The 16,878-nt window shown below is 47.7% G+C and carries 15 protein-coding genes; 2 read left to right on the forward strand and 13 right to left on the reverse strand.

The genetic code is table 11. The features are described from left to right. Nucleotides 1-16: 16 nt before the first annotated feature. Genes dmpG through M1K58_RS26740 form a run of 5 tightly spaced genes read right to left on the reverse strand, consistent with a single transcriptional unit; the run spans nt 17 to nt 5,092 of the window. Nucleotides 17-1,033 (reverse strand): 4-hydroxy-2-oxovalerate aldolase, encoded by a 1,017-nt coding sequence (gene dmpG, locus M1K58_RS26720; protein WP_256761950.1) that lies wholly within the window; start codon nt 1,031-1,033, stop codon nt 17-19. Next, complete coding sequence (locus tag M1K58_RS26725) at nt 1,030-1,932, reverse strand: acetaldehyde dehydrogenase (acetylating) (protein WP_256761951.1); 903 nt, start codon at nt 1,930-1,932, stop codon at nt 1,030-1,032. Before M1K58_RS26725 ends, dmpG begins: the two co-directional genes overlap by 4 nt. 42 nt (nt 1,933-1,974) lie before the next feature. Continuing rightward, a complete protein-coding gene (locus M1K58_RS26730; protein WP_256761952.1) occupies nt 1,975-2,757 on the reverse strand; it encodes a 2-keto-4-pentenoate hydratase in 783 nt (260 codons plus the stop codon). Between the two features lie 43 nt (nt 2,758-2,800). Then, complete coding sequence (locus M1K58_RS26735) at nt 2,801-4,258, reverse strand: aldehyde dehydrogenase (RefSeq protein ID WP_256761953.1); 1,458 nt, start codon at nt 4,256-4,258, stop codon at nt 2,801-2,803. A 33-nt stretch (nt 4,259-4,291) separates the two neighbouring features. Next, nucleotides 4,292-5,092 carry a DODA-type extradiol aromatic ring-opening family dioxygenase gene (locus M1K58_RS26740; protein WP_256761954.1) on the reverse strand — a complete coding sequence of 267 codons (801 nt, stop codon included), beginning with the start codon at nt 5,090-5,092 and terminating at the stop codon, nt 4,292-4,294. Between the two features lie 148 nt (nt 5,093-5,240). Between M1K58_RS26740 and M1K58_RS26745 the strand changes: the two genes are divergently transcribed. Together M1K58_RS26745 and M1K58_RS26750 are read left to right on the forward strand one after the other, a co-directional pair. Further along, nucleotides 5,241-6,023, forward strand: coding sequence for an IclR family transcriptional regulator (locus M1K58_RS26745; protein ID WP_256761956.1), 783 nt, complete (start codon nt 5,241-5,243; stop codon nt 6,021-6,023). Between the two features lie 10 nt (nt 6,024-6,033). Further along, entirely contained in the window at nt 6,034-6,963 is a 930-nt protein-coding gene (locus M1K58_RS26750) for a LysR family transcriptional regulator (RefSeq protein ID WP_256761957.1), read from the forward strand. On the opposite strand, the gene M1K58_RS26755 is transcribed toward M1K58_RS26750, so the two are convergent. From M1K58_RS26755 to M1K58_RS26790, 8 genes are all read right to left on the reverse strand, one after another. Next, complete coding sequence (locus M1K58_RS26755; protein ID WP_256761958.1) at nt 6,957-7,403, reverse strand: pyridoxamine 5'-phosphate oxidase family protein; 447 nt, start codon at nt 7,401-7,403, stop codon at nt 6,957-6,959. The genes M1K58_RS26750 and M1K58_RS26755 overlap by 7 nt on opposite strands. A gap of 11 nt (nt 7,404-7,414) precedes the next feature. Beyond that, nucleotides 7,415-8,599: an acyl-CoA dehydrogenase family protein gene (locus M1K58_RS26760; RefSeq protein ID WP_256761959.1), complete on the reverse strand. Its 1,185-nt coding sequence runs from the start codon at nt 8,597-8,599 to the stop codon at nt 7,415-7,417. Nucleotides 8,600-8,612: 13 nt separating this feature from the next. Beyond that, the gene (locus M1K58_RS26765; RefSeq protein WP_256761960.1) at nt 8,613-9,569 is read right to left on the reverse strand and encodes a VOC family protein; all 957 of its coding nucleotides are present in this window, start codon (nt 9,567-9,569) and stop codon (nt 8,613-8,615) included. After that, nucleotides 9,566-10,501 (reverse strand): fumarylacetoacetate hydrolase family protein, encoded by a 936-nt coding sequence (locus M1K58_RS26770; RefSeq protein WP_256761961.1) that lies wholly within the window; start codon nt 10,499-10,501, stop codon nt 9,566-9,568. The genes M1K58_RS26765 and M1K58_RS26770 overlap by 4 nt, the downstream gene beginning before the upstream one ends. A 151-nt stretch (nt 10,502-10,652) precedes the next feature. Beyond that, on the reverse strand, nt 10,653-11,639 hold the full coding sequence (locus M1K58_RS26775; RefSeq protein WP_256761962.1) for an ABC transporter substrate-binding protein: 987 nt from the start codon (nt 11,637-11,639) through the stop codon (nt 10,653-10,655). A gap of 76 nt (nt 11,640-11,715) precedes the next feature. After that, nucleotides 11,716-12,645: an alpha/beta hydrolase gene (locus tag M1K58_RS26780; RefSeq protein ID WP_256761963.1), complete on the reverse strand. Its 930-nt coding sequence runs from the start codon at nt 12,643-12,645 to the stop codon at nt 11,716-11,718. Between the two features lie 17 nt (nt 12,646-12,662). Beyond that, nucleotides 12,663-13,706, reverse strand: a complete 1,044-nt coding sequence (locus tag M1K58_RS26785) for a quercetin 2,3-dioxygenase (protein WP_256761964.1) — start codon at nt 13,704-13,706, stop codon at nt 12,663-12,665. 127 nt (nt 13,707-13,833) lie between these two features. Beyond that, nucleotides 13,834-16,662 (reverse strand): glycoside hydrolase family 78 protein, encoded by a 2,829-nt coding sequence (locus tag M1K58_RS26790; protein WP_256761965.1) that lies wholly within the window; start codon nt 16,660-16,662, stop codon nt 13,834-13,836. Nucleotides 16,663-16,878: the final 216 nt, after the last annotated feature.

Consider the following 16,878-nt stretch of genomic DNA (forward strand, 5'->3'; position numbering starts at 1 on the left):
GGTATCCTCCCCTAACTTATATTCCTCTTGCACCTGCAAGCTCTGCGGCCACATCAATGATCATGTCCTCCTGCCCGCCTACAACTTTACGACGGCCAAGCTCAATGAGAATATCTCGTGAATCAATACCGAAATGTTGTGCTGCACGCCGTGCATGAAGCAAAAAGCTAGAATAAACGCCTGCGTATCCGAGAACAAGATTATCTCTGGTAATTTCCTGCGGTACCTGAAGGATCGGAGCAATGACGTTTTCTGCAACATCCATGATTTTATATAAATCGATTCCTGTCTTGATCCCTAACTGCTCCAATACGGCAACTAATACCTCTGTCTGGGTGTTACCAGCACCGGCGCCGAGGCAACGAATGCTTCCATCAATTCTCTGGGCACCTTCTTCGATTGCTGCAAGTGTGTTCGCCATAGCAAGCGATAAATTGTTATGTCCGTGAAACCCGACGTCAATGCCCACATTTGCCCGCAATGCACGAATCCGCTCCCTAACCTGATTGGGCAGAAGCGCTCCTGCGGAATCGAACATATACACGGCATCCGCTCCATAGCTTTCCATCAGCTTAGCTTGCTCTACAAGCTTATCTATTGAAGCCATATGCGACATCATTAGGAAACCGACCGTCTCAAGCCCGAGCTCCTTCGCCTTGTATAGATGCTGCGCAGATACATCAGCCTCAGTGACATGAGTGCCAATCCGAGCCATCTTAACCCCTAGGCTAACCGCTTGCTTGAGCTCGGAAACCGTACCAATCCCCGGAAGCACCAGTACCGCAATTTTAGAATCGCCACTGACGGATACGGCTGCTTCAATCAGCTTCATTTCATCGGTATGCGACAAGCCATATTGCAATGTTGATCCGCCTAGACCATCTCCATGGGACACTTCAATGTAAGGTACTCCCGCTTCGCCAAGCGCTTGCGCAACCTGGGTCACATGCTCCACCGTATACTGGTGCGCAATCGCATGACTTCCATCACGCAAAGCAACTTCAGTAATCAAAATATCGCGTTCAATCGTCATTGGTTGCTCACTCCCTTACTTACCACCTGCATCAGTCGGTGCCGAGCGATCTCTTCAGCTACCTTCACTGCGGAAGCTGTCATGATGTCTAAGTTTCCGGAGTATTTGGGTAAGTAATCCCCAGCACCTTCCACTTCAAGGAACACCGTCACTTTGTTTCCATCGAATAACGGCTCGCTACGCAACCGATACCCAGGTACATAGGACTGAATATAGGAAACCGTATCCCCGATGGACCTTCGAATTGCTTCCTCATCCATCCGTTCCTGATCCACCAGCGCGTACACGGTATCTCGCATTAAGATAGGAGGCTCAGCCGGATTCAAAATGATGATCGCTTTCCCCTTCTTTGCACCCCCGATATTCTCGATGCCGCGGGCAGTCGTTTCCGTAAATTCGTCGATATTCGCCCGTGTGCCAGGTCCTGCGCTCAAGCTGGAAATCGTAGCTACGATTTCCGCATATTCAACGGGGCAAACACGCCCGATTGCATGCACGATAGGAATCGTTGCTTGGCCCCCGCAAGTAATAAGATTGACATTGTCTTGGTCTAAGTGCTCCTGTAAATTGACCGAAGGAACAACTAGGGCTCCAATCGCGGCCGGTGTCAAATCCATTGCGATTTTCCCTGCATTTCTCAATGCTTTAGCGTGACGGATGTGCGACTTGGCTGATGTCGCATCGAAGACGATATCCGCTAGTTCGGACTGCTCTAGAAATCCCTGAATACCAGAATCAATCGTTTTATAACCAAGCTTTGCAGCACGAGCAAGGCCTTCCGATGACGGATCGATCCCGATCATCGTCGTCATTTCCAGCACGTCAGAGCGCTGAAGCTTATACATCAAGTCCGTGCCAATGTTGCCTGAGCCTAATACAGCTACTTTCACTTTAGACATGGGAGTCTCATCCTCTCCTCAATCGAGTATTTCCTGCCGCTCTTATTCTTGAAAGCTAACGGACACTTCACCCAAGTGGGCAATCCGCGCCCTAAAATGATCGCCTGGAACGGCGTTCACAGCTGCCGATAAAGCGCCCGACAGAATGACTTCCCCAGCTTTCAGCCCAATTCCGAATTCGAACAATTTGTTAGCAAGCCATGCCACACAAGCAGCCGGATTGCCTAGAGCCGCTGCACCCACTCCAGTGTTCATGAGCTCACCATTCTTATAGAACGCCATGCCGGCGAGCGTTAAGTCTACAGCATCCGGCTTCACTGGCTTTCCACCTAACACGTATAGACCTGAGGATGCATTGTCCGCAACCGTATCCTGCAGCTTGATCTTCCAGTCAGCAATACGACTGTCGACGATTTCCAGTGCCGGAAGCACATAATCGGTTGCAAGTAGTACTTCTGCTGCCGTAACGTGGGGACCAATGAGCTCTTTCTTAAGAACGAAAGCGATTTCTGCCTCTACTCTTGGCTGTAGAACACTACTGAAGGAGATGACGCCACCATTTTCCACAACCATATCGTCTAGGAGATGACCGTAATCCGGTTGATCAACCTTCAGCAGTTGCTGCATGGCAAGAGAGGTTAGCCCAATCTTCTTACCGACGATCCGGCTGCCTGCAGTCACTTTGTTACCGATGGTAACTAACTGAATGCCGTAAGCTTCCTGAATCGTAATATCTGGCTTCATCTCCGTTATAGGTGCAACACCTCGGCCCGTAGCCACCGCTTGCTCCAAATGCTCTGCGAATTTGGTTTCTAAATCACTCATGTGAATTTGAACCTCCCTCTGTTGATTTGATCAGTTTTTCAGCCTATAGCTTAATGCAAATATTTTTGAGCTCTGAGTAAAATTCGAAGCTATGCAATCCACCTTCACGGCCTATTCCGCTCTGCTTCATTCCGCCGAATGGCGTCCGCAGATCACGGAGGAACCACGTGTTGACCCATACAATTCCCGCTTCGATTTCTGCAGCCACTCGATGAGCTCTGCGTAAATCGTTCGTCCATACCGATGCACTCAGACCATAGTGTGTATCGTTAACCTGCTCCAGCACTTCCTCTTCTGTATCAAACGGAATGACCGTCACAACCGGACCAAATATCTCTTCCTTAACGACTCGGCAGTCACGAGTTAACCCCGTAATAATCGTCGGCTCCAGGAAGTAGCCCTTATTCAACCCTTCTGGCCGTTTACCACCGCTCTCGATCGTTCCGCCTTCCTCAAGCGCAAGCGAGATGTAGCTAGTTACGCGTTCATAATGCTCTTGACTGATTAATGATCCAACCTTCGTCTTGGGGTCGAACGGATCCCCAACAATCAATTCCTTCGTTTTGGCAACGAATTTATTTATAAAGTCCTCATACGCCGACCGCTCGACATAAATTCTCGATCCACACAAGCAAACCTCACCTTGATTAATGAAGCTTGATTTCATTGTCGTTTCAATGACTTCGTCCAAGTTTGAATCAGCGAAAATGACATTTGGATTTTTCCCACCAAGCTCATACGACAAACGCTTCAGCGTCTTGGCTGCGGATGCCATGATAACCTTACCGGTAGTGGTCTCTCCTGTGAAACTGATCGCATTCACGTCTGGATGCTCCACCAATGCAGCTCCTGCGGAATCAGGTCCGAAGCCATGAACAACATTGAGAACACCATTAGGAAGTCCAGCATCTCGGCAAATCTCCGCCAATACGGTAGCCGTCATCGGAGTCAGCTCCGCCGGCTTGATCACGACTGTGTTACCAGCAGCTAACGCTGGCGCTAGCTTCCAGGTAAGGAGCAGTAGGGGTAAATTCCATGGATTGATCAGACCCACGACACCTACAGGAACCCTAATTGCATAGTTCAAAGCGACATTGTCCATTTGCGTTGCTTCCGTTGTGATCGTTCGAATATAGTCAGAGAAGAAATGGAAGTTATATGCGGAACGTGGAATATCGATACTCCCTGATAGCCAGCTTGGTTTGCCCGTGTCGAGCGATTCTAATCTCGCTAATTCATCATTACGTTGTATGATCAGATCCCCGATTCGACGTAGGATGGTTATCCGATCATTAGCGGTCATTGTTTTCCACGGACCACTAAGCGCTCTACGAGCAGCCTTAACAGCGAGATCTACCTCCGGTGCTCCGCCTTCCGCTACTATTCCGAGCTTCTCTTCAGTGGCCGGATTAATATTATCGAATGTTGTCCCGTTCAGGGATGGAACAAATTGACCATCTATGAAATGGAGGCAATCCATGGTTACTGTTGTTGTCTGCATTTGCGAGTCTCACTCCTTGATCAATTGATTTATTTAAGAGGTAAACGAAATAATGGCGTTCCAGCTTCCGGAAGATTGACCCTCACCCCACAATTCAACCTGTTGGGATGGATCAACGACTCCAAGTAGCGCAGCCAAATGCCTTCCGCCAGATTCAACACCCGCTATTCGAGCATATTGGTTAAGCATTTCGCGGGCATCGGTGTACTCACCGCTCTTCAAATAATCAATAAACTGCGTGTCCATCGCTCTTTCCGACCGGGAGGGCTTATTCTCCCGTCCACGAACGAGGTTATGGGATAGAGCCCCACTGCTGACGAACACCGCTTTCTTATTGCTTTGTCTAAGAGTCTTGCCGATTTCAACGCCCCATCGATAGGTTTCTTCTAGAGGAGAGGATAAACAAACAGATAGGCTGATGATGGCAACATCCTGTTTCGGTACCAAATAACGAAGGGGCACCAAAGTCCCGTAATCCCACACATAGGTAGGGTCATTGACTTCAAAAGCTGCAATCCCCGCTTGTTTACCTGCAAACACTAGCTTCCGAGCAAGCTCATCGTCTCCAGGGAAATCATAAGGAACATCAGAGATCAAATCTGGACATTCCATCGCTGTCAGAATCCCAGTATGCCGGGGAGTGGCATCCACATAATGCTGCCAGGTAGCGGCAAAGTGGGTAGACATCAGAACGATGACATCAGCATTCGCTTGTTCGATTCTATCTCGCATTAACTTCAATCCATTGAGCAGGTCCAGTTGGAAATCGGGAACCTTCTCTTCATGACACATACTTGGTGCGTGCGCGACGAGCAAAGCCATTTCAAGTGACATGGAATCCCTCCTTAGTTGGTAGCACTTACATTGGATTTGGTTCCATGTTATAATCATTTCGTTCCATCCTCAACACCACTGTTCCTCTATATGCAACAAGTCGTTTTTTTTATCACATGGACTTCTTTACAAAGGGGGACATTAGGTCATGGTTTCGAAGGAAACATCTGCCTCAGAGCCGCTTCTTTCTTCAGTTAATAATGCATTGCGCATCCTAGGTCGTTTTACCGTAGAAGAGCCCGAGAAGAGGGTCACTGATCTCGCCCAGGAATTAGGTTTGGGAAAAAGTACGGTCAGTCGGCTACTTTCGACGCTAGCTGAAGATGGCTATGTGCAGAAGGATCCGGAGTCCCAGAAATTCAGACTCGGATTACGAATCCTAACCTTAAATAGCGTTGTGGTTTCGAATTTGGAGGTCAACAGGGAAGCACGTCCGTTTCTCAAAAATCTAGTTAAGGAAACTTCTGAAGCCGCCCATATTGCCTTGCTAGAGGAAAATGACGTTGTATATGTCGAACAAATCGAGTGCCCCCATCCGGTAAGAATTCTTTCCTACGTGGGGCGCAGAAATCCCATTCATTGCACCAGCTCGGGAAAGGTTCTTCTTGCTTTTCAGAAAGAAGAGCGGATTAAAGACTTATTAAACAGCAAGTTAGTAAAATACACTTCGAACACGATTACGGATCCGATTTTATTATTGAATCAGCTCAAGGAAATCAAGAGCAAAGAGTTCTGTATGAGTGTGAACGAATATTTAGATGGTGTTATCTCCTTCTCTGCTCCAATTCGCAATTACCATGGAAAGGTTATTGCTGCCGTTTCTTTAGTTGGACCCCTAAGCAGAATAACTGGAAGTGCAATTGCCACGTGCAGCAACAAGATAATCCGAGCCGCTAAGGATATTTCACAAAGCTTAGGCTATATGAGATGAGGGAACAGATATGGATTTGGATCTTCGTCAATTGCGTTATTTCATTAAAGTAGCGGAGCATTTAAGCTTCACGGAAGCAGCCAATCAGCTATTCGTTGCTCAGTCTGCGATCAGCCAGCAAATTGCTGATCTAGAGGATAAGGTAGGTGTTAAGCTTTTTCAGCGGAGTAAACGTTCCGTGCAGCTAACTCCTGCCGGAGCAGTGTTTCTGAAAGAAGCTGTTCAACTTGTAGCTAAATCGATAGAGGCCATCGATAAAGCTCGTCAAGCCGAGTCTGGCATTATAGGTAGCTTATCCGTCGGCTTCCTGGCGCCCCATGTCAAAGCCTTTATGCCTCAATTAATTAAGCGGTTTCATAGCCAATATCCGAATATTGAGCTTCAATTCAATCATTTCCCCATCCGAATGCTGAAGGAAGCGTTGGAGAATGACGAGCTCGACATCGGTTTCACTGCACCTTCCGGTCTAAGTAGAATAGATACGATTCAAACAAAATTGATACATAAAGCACCATACTGTATCGTAGTTCCCCGTGGTCACCCTCTAGCTGAAAAACAGAAGATTCAACTAGCAGATCTAGCGGAGGAACCGTTCATCATTCATAACAGGCACGATTCCCACGTCGGATCGTTTCATTTTATTGTGCAATTGTGTGAGAAAAGTGGTTTTACACCCAAAATCGTCAGCCAACCCCGTTTTGTGGATACTGTACTGATTTTGGTAGAGGCGGAGCTCGGAATCGCCATCCTGCCCAAAGATTTCGAGCCCCGCTCAAATCCGGCCATACACTTTATCGAGATAGAGGAAGTGGAAGTGGATAACAGCTCATTCGAGCTCGCTGTCTCTTGGAAAAAATCGAATATGAACCCTTCGATCCCTATCTTCCTCAAGGAGCTAGATTCGATAAAGCCTGACCTGTCATCCCAACCGGATCATTGACGTAATAGGGTATACACTTCCTCATCTAGCTTTTTAACCAAATCAGGGTTGTAGGTTTTTTCATAAGCTGGCTCCACGGTGATTTTACCCCCGTAGAAGATTGCGTCTTCAACGGCCTCGACTTCTACGCTCACAACGCAAAGCTTCATGGTCAATTCGACCGCTTCCGATATGGAGGCGGTCCCCCGTACGGTATAGTAACTCCCCGCACCAATGAAACCCAGAACAACATTCGGATTGCTCCTGATGTTGTCTACACTGGTAGCTTTCGGCCCCATCGCGATCTTAATGCTCTTGCCCGACGAGTCCGCTAACAGCCAGGACACCGCACTCACATTTGGATAGTGGATTTCCTTGTTGATCGTAACTAAAGCTACAATTTTCTCCCCCTGCAAGGAGGCAACCAATTCATCGCTTAACCGATCTGCGAGTTTCGTCACTCGTAACACCCCTAATACTCCATTTTTACAGGTATACCAAGCTCCAATTTCCCGAGAATTTCACCTAACCAATCGAAGTTAAAGGCTGTATGAGCAGCACCGGCATGAATATCTCGCCAGAATAGCTGAAGCGGGTTACTCTCGGACGCAGCAGCAGCACCGCTACTCGTATAAATCGTTTCTATTACTTCTTGGCACAATTCGACGCAATAGGCATAATTACAGCGAAGGCGAACTCGTTCGGCATATTCCAGAACCTTTCCAGATTCCACAACCTCGAGTGATTTTTTGAGCAGGGCGTCGGCAGCTTCAATTTTCGTTGCAATACGAGCTAGCCGAATCTGCTGATGCGTCTGCTCGGCAACCCGTGATCCCGATCTCGTCTTGCCCTTACCGATCACCGTATCCCGCCACAGCTCATATGCGCCCTTGGTAGAACCGAGGATGACCGACAGCAGGGTGACCGGCATGACCGCAGACAATTGAATTCGGTATAACGGTGCGGTATTCACTTGCATCCCCGGCGAAATGCCATGGAAATTCCAAGGCTCAAGCTCCATCGTGCGGTGATCAGGTACGAAGGTATTCGTAAGCTCTAGTACATTACTGCCTGTGCCTCTCATACCGATCACGTGCCATACGTCGATGATTTTCATCTCACTTTTCGGGACTAAGAACCAGAGAACTTTCTTCTCCTCCGAAGAAGCCTGCTGTGGAACCGGGATCGTAATCATTGCCCAATCACAGTGATTAATGCCTGAAGAAAACCCCCATTTGCCGTTAAGGCGATATCCACCTTCAACTCGGGTAACTTCAGAGCCAGAAGCCGGATTGATTGAAGTTGCGACACAGGCGTCCGGATTATTCTGCCATACGTCAGCCTGAGCTTGATCCGGCAGAAATGCGACCATCCAGTTATGAAGGAGGAGCAGAGAATAACACCAGCCAGCTGACGGGTCGGCTTTAGCGACCTCAATTGCCGTAGCCGACAATGTGCTCCAGCCCAATTCATGTCCACCCCACCGTTCGGGAACGAGTGAACGAATCAAACCTGTAGACCTAATCTCCTCTATCGTTTCTAGCGGTTGGTGACGAGACTCTTCTGCCAGCCGAGCTCGAGACCTAATATTTGCAAATAGTGATTTGGCTTGAGATACAGCTTCCTCATGGGTTAATTGATTAACGACTTCTTGCATACCAATTCCTCCCTTAGTCAAGTTCCGGTGTTCCGTAAGTATGGAAGGTGGACGGAAGCGGATTCGTCCAAGCTAATCCTCTGGACCGTTCAGCCTGAGTCCAAGTAATCGTCTCCCAATCCGGAGAGAGGATCAGGAAGCCTCCTGCGCAAACCTCAACCCGGTTGCCACCTGGCTCATAGACATATACGAACATTGTCTGTCCAGCCACGTGCTTACTTGGCGAAGCTTCAATGAATATTTCATTATCAATAAATACATCAGCCGCACGCAGCACCATCTCCAAGCTTTCCACTTTATAAGCGAGATGGTGAAACCGTCCTTTGGCTCCTGTTTTATCTAGTGAGATGGCTAGATCGTATGATTTATTAGTCACATGCAGCCATGCGGTTGTCTGCTTTCCTTCATCCGTTACGGCTACCTCGCTCAGTCGAAATCCAAGCTGATTTTGTAAGAATGAACTGTCCGCATCCACGTTCGAGCTGAATAGGTTGATATGATCCAAACCGGTTACGGATGCACCTTTTGCTGCGTACTTTTGGGGTTGATTTTTGAGAGAAGGCTTAAGATCTGAAGATACTTTATATGGATCCGCTTCATAGAAAATTTCCAACGGATGCCCATCAGGGCTAGTAAAACGGAACGCTTTCCCGTGTCCATAATCTCCATCGATCCAACCGTCTCCATATCCACTATTCGTGATAGCATTCGCCCGACGCTCGAGGGCACCTTGTGAGATTGTACGAAACGCTGCATGCCCAAGACCCGCTTGCTTGGATTCCGTTAACTTTAGGCTATATAGCTGCTGATCGCCCCAACCACGCAGAAATACCGATTGTCCGTGGCGGGAAACCTCGGTAAGTCCGAGGATGTCCCGAAAAAAAACGAGGCTCTCTTCCGGTTTAGGCGTCAAGAGTTCCACATGGGCTAGATGTGCTAAGTCTCTGACGGGCTCTAGGATGGGTTTCATCTTACAGCCTCCTCTACGATTCTAGTTTCGATAGAGCCAATACCACCGATCTCTATGCGAACGACATCACCGTCTTTCAAGAATAGGCCTTGTGCTTCACCCACTCCGCCCGGAGTCCCCGTGCAAACAACATCACCAGGCTCAAGGGTCATAATGCCGGAGAGAAATTCTACAAGATAGTTGATGTTAAACAACAGCTGCTCCGTATTCGACTTTTGCCTAATCTCACCGTTGACAGTCAAGGAAATGTCCAATGCATGCGGATCAGGAATCTCATCCTTCGTTACCAGGCAAGGACCCATCGGAAGGCTCTTGTCCAGCGTCTTCCCCTGTAGCCATTGAATGGTCCTCTTCTGCATGTCACGTGCAGTAATATCATTAACGACGGTATAGCCCGCAACATAATCCAGCGCATCGGCTTGGGTAATGTTTTTGCCTTTTTTGCCGATGACGAACGCCAATTCGGCTTCGTAGTCTAGCTTCTGGGTAAGCTTGGAATTCAAAGGGAAGGTACCGTAGGGTTCAGCAATTGCAATTGCAAATTTAGCGAAAATAACGGGGTGCGCTGGAAAATCCCGTTTCATTTCCATAATGTGATCCTTGTAATTCAGCCCAACACAAATAATTTTATTCGGCTTCACGATTGGGGGACCGATATGAACGTCAGCTTTGTTATAGACAGCACGGGTTGTATCATTATTTTTTACGAATTCAATTGCTTCTTTAGCAGCATTCAAGGCGATTTCCCCGTTAGTAAGGAAAGCCGTCGGATCAGAAGGCAGCACGGCATTAGCGATTTCTTCAGCCCTCTGTTGACCTTGCGAATTCAACTTTTCTACATATGCTTTCTGCGGATCTAGAAGGGTCTGGTCATCTAGAAGGATGCCAAGCCGGAATGGATTTCCTTGGACGGAGTAAGTTACAGTTTTCAAAATTCATTTCTCCTCTCGTTGGACGGAAACGAATGGTTTCCGCTTCGATACCTTGTGAGTTCTATGATAAGCGACTGAATTTTTGATTTGAAACACACAGTTTCAATTTGAGAAATCGCTTTTGCTTATGAAGCATATCTAGCTAAGTTATCTAACTGTCCAAAGTAGACTTAGCGAAGAGCTCCTCCAGTGGGTGCTTTCTGTGGATTAATCCTTGTTCGTGAGAATAACTTATCAAAGCATCCAAGGCCGTTCTATTTCTCTCAATCCCATATGGCCAGAAATCCCTTCCCATGAGCTGCTCCGTTGACGCCACTTCCTCCGCCAGCCAGGGGAGTGTAACTCTCAAAGAACCGATTTGATGCAGATTATCATAAGCTTTCTCTTTGGCCTGGACGAATGCGTGATATAGGCTTAATGCTGCCCAAGGATTTCTCTGCAAGATTTCATCCTTCACAACAACGACATGCATAATAGGAAAAATCCCGGTTTTTTGGAAGTATTGTTTCTCTATCGCGGCGTAGTCTTCGAAAAGCCTTACTATTTTTCCAGATGGCTGGAGAAATCCAGCTGGAGCGCGAGGAGAAATAATCGCGTCGATTTGCCCATCCTGCAGCATTTGATTTAAAGTTTGCTCTGGAGCAATCGCAGTGAGTCTTATATCGTTAGGCAGCTCTATGCTTACTCTCTCAGGCTTTCGACGAGGGGTGTCAACTCCGCCCCAGTACCAGTCCAATTCTGAGGGATGAATTCCGTATTCATACTGCAATAATCCGCGTACCCACACGAGAGCCGTCACATGATATTCTGGCACTCCGATTCTCTTCCCTCGGAGCTGCTCAGGGCTGAGGATACCTCCATCTCGATGTACGTAAATAGAAGAATGACGGAAGGTTCGTGATAGGAAGACGGGAAGTGCCGTAAATCTAGGAGTTCCGCGATCTTTAGCAATGAGATAGGACGAGACAGATAACTCGGACATATCAAATTCTTCGTTCTGCATCATCCGAAAGAAAATTTCATCCGGTGGTAGCTTTAGCACATTTAGTTCAATTCCATTCGCTTTTACAGAACCGTCGGCTAGTGCTTGCGTACGGTCATAATCCGCACAGGCGAAGTTAAGCTCAAGTTTAGGCATGGTGTATTCCTCCATTTAGCAAAAATAAAATAACGCCCGTAGAACATAAATCCAGTTCTACGAAGCGCCATTTGGATTACGCTCTTAAGTAATATCGAAAAAAAGACTCGATTAAATCATGAGTGAGAGTCTGACCTGGTGCTAACCATTCTGGGAGCGAATCGCTTGAGCTTTGAACACTCATCGACAGAGGTTCGTCTTGACCCAAGTCATTACGATTAAAAAATCCGTGTCCGAGCCCCGGAATGAAGCATAATGTTGCATCATTTCCACATGCCGTCAGCGCCTCATACAGTAGCTCACTCTGATGAGCAGGAACCGCCAGATCGCTGAGGCCGTGCAGGATTAAGAAGGGTGGCAGGTCTTTCTTCACATAAGTAATGGGGTTAGCCTCCCGAACGCGTTCTGGGCAATCGCCAATCGGAGCTCCCAGCAGCAACGATTCAGGCGAGTCTACATCCGCGCTTCGTTTGCCCGGATGTAGACGTACGGATTCAGGATCATCGGACGCTTGTTCCGTCGTCAGCCGATGATCATCCATCTGAAGAAAATCAGTAGGACCATACCCATCTACCACTGCCTGAACATCACTTGAATATTCAGAATGCTCTAATGTATCTCCTGTGAGCATTCCGGAACCTGTTGTTCCCGCTAGAGCGGCCAGATGTCCACCTGCAGAAGAACCCCATAGACCGATATGCTCCGGATCCAATCCATATTGATCAGCAACCGCTCGCAACCAACGAACGGCTGTTTTTACATCCTCAATCTGGGCGGGAAAGCGTGCTTCTCCACTTAACCGGTAATCAATACTTGCCATTGCGAAGCCACGTTCGGCGAAGTAACGAGATAGATCAGGTCCCAGCTTCCGATCTCCGATCTTCCATCCTCCTCCGTGTAGCCACAGGATGACGGGGATCGGATACTTCACTCCTTGAGGGACATATAAGTCTGCAAGCAGCGGCTTTCCATGTGGTGAAGCATAGACCAAATCCTGAACAATCATCACCTGCATCATAATGGCTACGGGTGACCCGGTACTGAACCGGTTATGACTGGTGGTTTGCCAGTAACGACGAGATCAAGCTCTGTTATACGTTTTATCACACGGTCAAAGCGATACGGCACAGGCTCGCGTGGGAAAATAGGGTGCGGATACGGGTCTCCTAACGTCCTAAAAAACTCTTCAAAGCTACCAGGTGTTAGCACACCTAAAAACTTGGTATAATGAGAATCCATGCTGAAACGATGTCTGACTCCAGCAGGTACGTAGGCGAAGTCCCCCGGATGCAAGTGTAATTCCTCTCCATCAACCCATAAAGTCATCTGGCCTTGCACACAATAAAAGATTTCATTCGTAATGTTATGATAGTGCTCTCCAATCGGAACACCTTTGGGTCCCTCAGAAATAACAAAGATATTTTTACCATCAGTAGCAGCTTGTGTAGAAATCAGTGTATGTACTTGTTCCCCACTGATCAGGTGCACTCCCTCACCCGCTTCTAGAACATAAGGTTGAACGGATTCTGGGACATCCTTACCTTCGTATATTTGCGAAGAAATTCCACCTGACGCTTCATTATTTAAGAATTTAATATCAACGGTATCATCAACTGAACTCCAGCGTGCTTCACAAGCCGATTCAGGAGGGCGCTCGTATTGGGCGTAAGCATCCCCAATTGTAGAATAAATGGACGCAACTGCTCCACCGATCGTAACCGACAGGAATCGAGTCCGATGACTACGCATCCGATAGCCATGTGCTGTACCCGCTGGAATATGTGCAAAATCACCCGCCGTTAACAACCTGGTTTGTGTACCGATATCAAGCTCCAATCTCCCATCTAATACATAGATTCCTTCGTTGGCTTGATTGTGAACATGCGAAGGGAATTCATCCCCTCTCCCCCCTGATAGCTGGACAACTTCAACGAGATCTCCAGTACTTTGAATTGTCGCCAAGACGCTCGCTACTTGCGTGCCAAATACATATCGATCTCCTTCCCCGGTGGGAATCATATATGGAGATTTAGAATGGGGTAGTATCGTGCTCAGTTGATAAGTCATTGAAACACTCCTTCTTAGCAACAATATTTGATAGCGCTTTCATTTTCTACATTATACTTTAAGTTGGCACCTAGTTATAATAGACATTCCCACTTACAGTAATCTCGAAAGCTTATGGATAATACGGTTAGATTCGAGAGTAATGAAATGAATACTTGCCGCTTCCTAATAGAACCCGAAGATTTCCCCTCTCCTTCTTCACCTCAGCAATGCCATCCGCTTCCTCCACTGCAATTCCTGATTCGAGAACTTTACTTTCAGCGGCATTCGGAAGAATGACCGTCGCGGTCGTATTGACCGGAATATTCACCTGAAGGGTATATCTGTCGGTCTTTATCTCCCAACGGGTAGAAATTGTGCCATACAGGGATTCATGGCTAGCCTCTGCAAATTGTAGGCCGCATTCCAAATCCGGCTGAATCAGAATATGTTTGTACCCATGCTCGGACTTATTCAATCCGGCAATGCGGCGATAGAGCCAGTCACCTACACATCCGAAAGCGTAGTGGTTATAGGAAACGCGATTCACCTGCCCACCCGGCAATATGGCTGCCCAAGATTCCCAGATCGTCGTTGCTCCCTTCTCGACTTCGTATAGCCAAGATGGACAATCGGTTTGGAAGAGTAACCGGTATGCAACATCGCTTCTGCCGTTTGCGCATAATACATCCATTAGGAATGGGATCGACATGAACCCCGTGTCCAGCTTCCAATCGTTGGCTTCAATTAGCTTGATCAATTGATCGAATACGTTCCGATGCATGGATTCCGGGATCATCCCGAATTGAAGAGCGAGGACGTATACACCTTGATAAGGCTTGCCTAGATTTCCATCTTGTTGCAAATATTGCTCAGCGAACGCTTGACGGACTTTGCTATTGCATTCCGAATACCGCGCCGCTTCATCATACCGTCCAAGCGTACTCGCGATTTGCGCCATCAACTGAGTAGAATAGGCATAGAAGCAAGTCGCTACCAATTCTTTTGTCTGGATTGCGCTGTTCATCATATTTACATTTTTACCGTCAAGACTGAGGCTTAGGCTCGGAGTCAGCCAATCGCCGAAATGGAACCCCGTGTTCCATAGCCATTTCTGGCGTTCGGTTGCAAGGAAGTCCGTAGTGGTGTCAAACCCTTCGGGTACCCCCTGCTCAGCCGTTCGTATCACATATTCCATCCATTTGACCATCGTATCGTAATGTTCTTCCAATACGCGCTTATCTCCATATGCTCGGTAAAGGCTCCAAGGCACGATAATGCATGCATCTCCCCAACCTGCGGAAGAAACGTTACCGTTTGCCTCATCCCGTTCTCTCGCTGTCCGATCCCAGGGTACGATATTAGGCACTTGTCCGTCTTCCCGCTGTTCGATCGTCAGATTCCGCAGCCATTTCGTAAGAAAAGATTGGACATCCATATTAAATGCCGCGGTCGGAGCGAACACTTGAATATCACCCGTCCAGCCTGCACGTTCACGTTGCGGGCAATCCGTCGGAATAGCCAGGAAATTAGCCCTCTGGCTCCACACGATATTTTGCTGTAGTCTGTTAATCCGCGCATCTGAACATACGAAGCTCCCCGTCTGCCGTAGATCAGAAGACAGAACCACAGCAGTCACATCATCGACAGATATTGTTCCGGCATGTCCGCTGATTTTTACATATCTAAATCCATGGAAGGTGAATTGCGGTTCATAAACCTCCTCCTCTTCCCCATGCAGAATGTAAATATCCTTCTGGTCTTTGTTTCTCCCGTTGATGTTACGCATGAAGTTCCCGTGCTCATCCAGCACTTCACAATGCTCGAACACCACTTCAGTCCCTGCCGTTCCACGCAATCGAATCCGTGCGCGACCCGCGATAACCTGACCCACATCGACGACCGTATCACCCTCGGGAGTACAAAATAAGCGCGTCGCCGGAATCTCTTGAACGACACGAACCGGTTCGCCATAAGAGGCAACGAGATTGCTATATCCATAATCCGCTACTTCAACCGCCTTCCAATTCGTCTCGTCGAAGCCCGCTAGGCTCCAACCGGATAATTCTTCTCTAGAGTCGTACTTCTCTCCAATAAATAGATCCGAATAGAGAAGTGGACCCGTGGAAGAACGGAAGTTAGCATCAGATACGATTGTCTGGGTATCCCCGTTCTCGTATTCGATCTCCAATTGCAGCAGTAATCCAAGGCGGTTACCATATTGGCAGCTATCCCCGGTAATACTGATTCTCCCCGCATACCAACCGTCCGCAAGCACCGCTCCGATCGCATTCTCCCCTGCGACGATATCGTCCGTTACATCATAGGTTTGATATTGAAGATACTCAGCGTACGAGGTAAACTCCGGTGCGAGCTCCCGATCTCCGACTCGCGTTCCGTTAATTTCCAGACGGTAAACGCCGTGAGCCGTTACGTAGGCACGTGCTTTCTTGATTTCGCTTTCTGCGTTGAATTCGCATCGAACATATTGCGACGGCAGAAGACGGGTTACGTTATCTGGCGTATCGTTGTATTTACCTCTAAACATCTCCATCATGTTAACTGGCTCTTCTTGAATCGCTTCTTCCTGCAGTGGCTCAATCCATTCCGCTATCCAATCTGCTTTTGCGAGCAGCCCCATCTCCCAATACGAAATCTCGCTCCATGGTGAAGACTGCTCAAGTTCATTCCATACCTTAACTTTCCAATAATAACGCTGCCTGGATTGTAGCTCCGAACCTTCGTAAACAATATGAATGGAACGATCTGTGAGGACGACACCTGAATCCCAGACCGGATTGACTTCATTCTCCGCGTCTTCCTTATTTTCGGTTACGAAGATTTGATAGGCTGTCTGTTTCGCCCCTCGTCTCTCGGAATTGATTTTCCAGCTCAAAGAAGGCTTCATAATGTCAATCCCCAGCGGTTGATGCTGAGATTCCGTCGTTAAGCTTTGTACAAGATCGATCCATGCCATGTCAGCCAGCCTCCCAATGTATCCATTTTTAGTTTTGAGAACACACCTATAGTATTATTTTAGAACAGGTACCCCCCTGCAATTACGACCAATCGTTATCCCGAATCCGACCTATTTTACGGCTCGAAGTCCACCCCCGACAGGTTGCACTACCTAGCAGAGTTAGACAAAAAGCCTTATCATTCCCGGATTGGGTTTGATAAGGCTTTGTTACTG

This window comes from Cohnella sp. WQ 127256, from assembly GCF_024519285.1.
In the GTDB taxonomy this organism is placed as follows: Bacteria; Bacillota; Bacilli; order Paenibacillales; family Paenibacillaceae; genus Cohnella.

Excerpts from the sequence above, each read along its gene's own strand:
- dmpG (WP_256761950.1), bottom strand. The coding sequence starts at position 1,033 with ATGACGATTGAACGCGATATTTTGATTACTGAAGTTGCTTTGCGTGAT.
- M1K58_RS26725 (WP_256761951.1), bottom strand. The coding sequence starts at position 1,932 with ATGTCTAAAGTGAAAGTAGCTGTATTAGGCTCAGGCAACATTGGCACG.
- M1K58_RS26730 (WP_256761952.1), bottom strand. The coding sequence starts at position 2,757 with ATGAGTGATTTAGAAACCAAATTCGCAGAGCATTTGGAGCAAGCGGTG.
- M1K58_RS26735 (WP_256761953.1), bottom strand. The coding sequence starts at position 4,258 with ATGCAGACAACAACAGTAACCATGGATTGCCTCCATTTCATAGATGGT.
- M1K58_RS26740 (WP_256761954.1), bottom strand. The coding sequence starts at position 5,092 with ATGTCACTTGAAATGGCTTTGCTCGTCGCGCACGCACCAAGTATGTGT.
- M1K58_RS26745 (WP_256761956.1), top strand. The coding sequence starts at position 5,241 with ATGGTTTCGAAGGAAACATCTGCCTCAGAGCCGCTTCTTTCTTCAGTT.
- M1K58_RS26750 (WP_256761957.1), top strand. The coding sequence starts at position 6,034 with ATGGATTTGGATCTTCGTCAATTGCGTTATTTCATTAAAGTAGCGGAG.
- M1K58_RS26760 (WP_256761959.1), bottom strand. The coding sequence starts at position 8,599 with ATGCAAGAAGTCGTTAATCAATTAACCCATGAGGAAGCTGTATCTCAA.
- M1K58_RS26765 (WP_256761960.1), bottom strand. The coding sequence starts at position 9,569 with ATGAAACCCATCCTAGAGCCCGTCAGAGACTTAGCACATCTAGCCCAT.
- M1K58_RS26775 (WP_256761962.1), bottom strand. The coding sequence starts at position 11,639 with ATGCCTAAACTTGAGCTTAACTTCGCCTGTGCGGATTATGACCGTACG.
- M1K58_RS26780 (WP_256761963.1), bottom strand. The coding sequence starts at position 12,645 with ATGATTGTTCAGGATTTGGTCTATGCTTCACCACATGGAAAGCCGCTG.
- M1K58_RS26785 (WP_256761964.1), bottom strand. The coding sequence starts at position 13,706 with ATGACTTATCAACTGAGCACGATACTACCCCATTCTAAATCTCCATAT.
- M1K58_RS26790 (WP_256761965.1), bottom strand. The coding sequence starts at position 16,662 with ATGGCATGGATCGATCTTGTACAAAGCTTAACGACGGAATCTCAGCAT.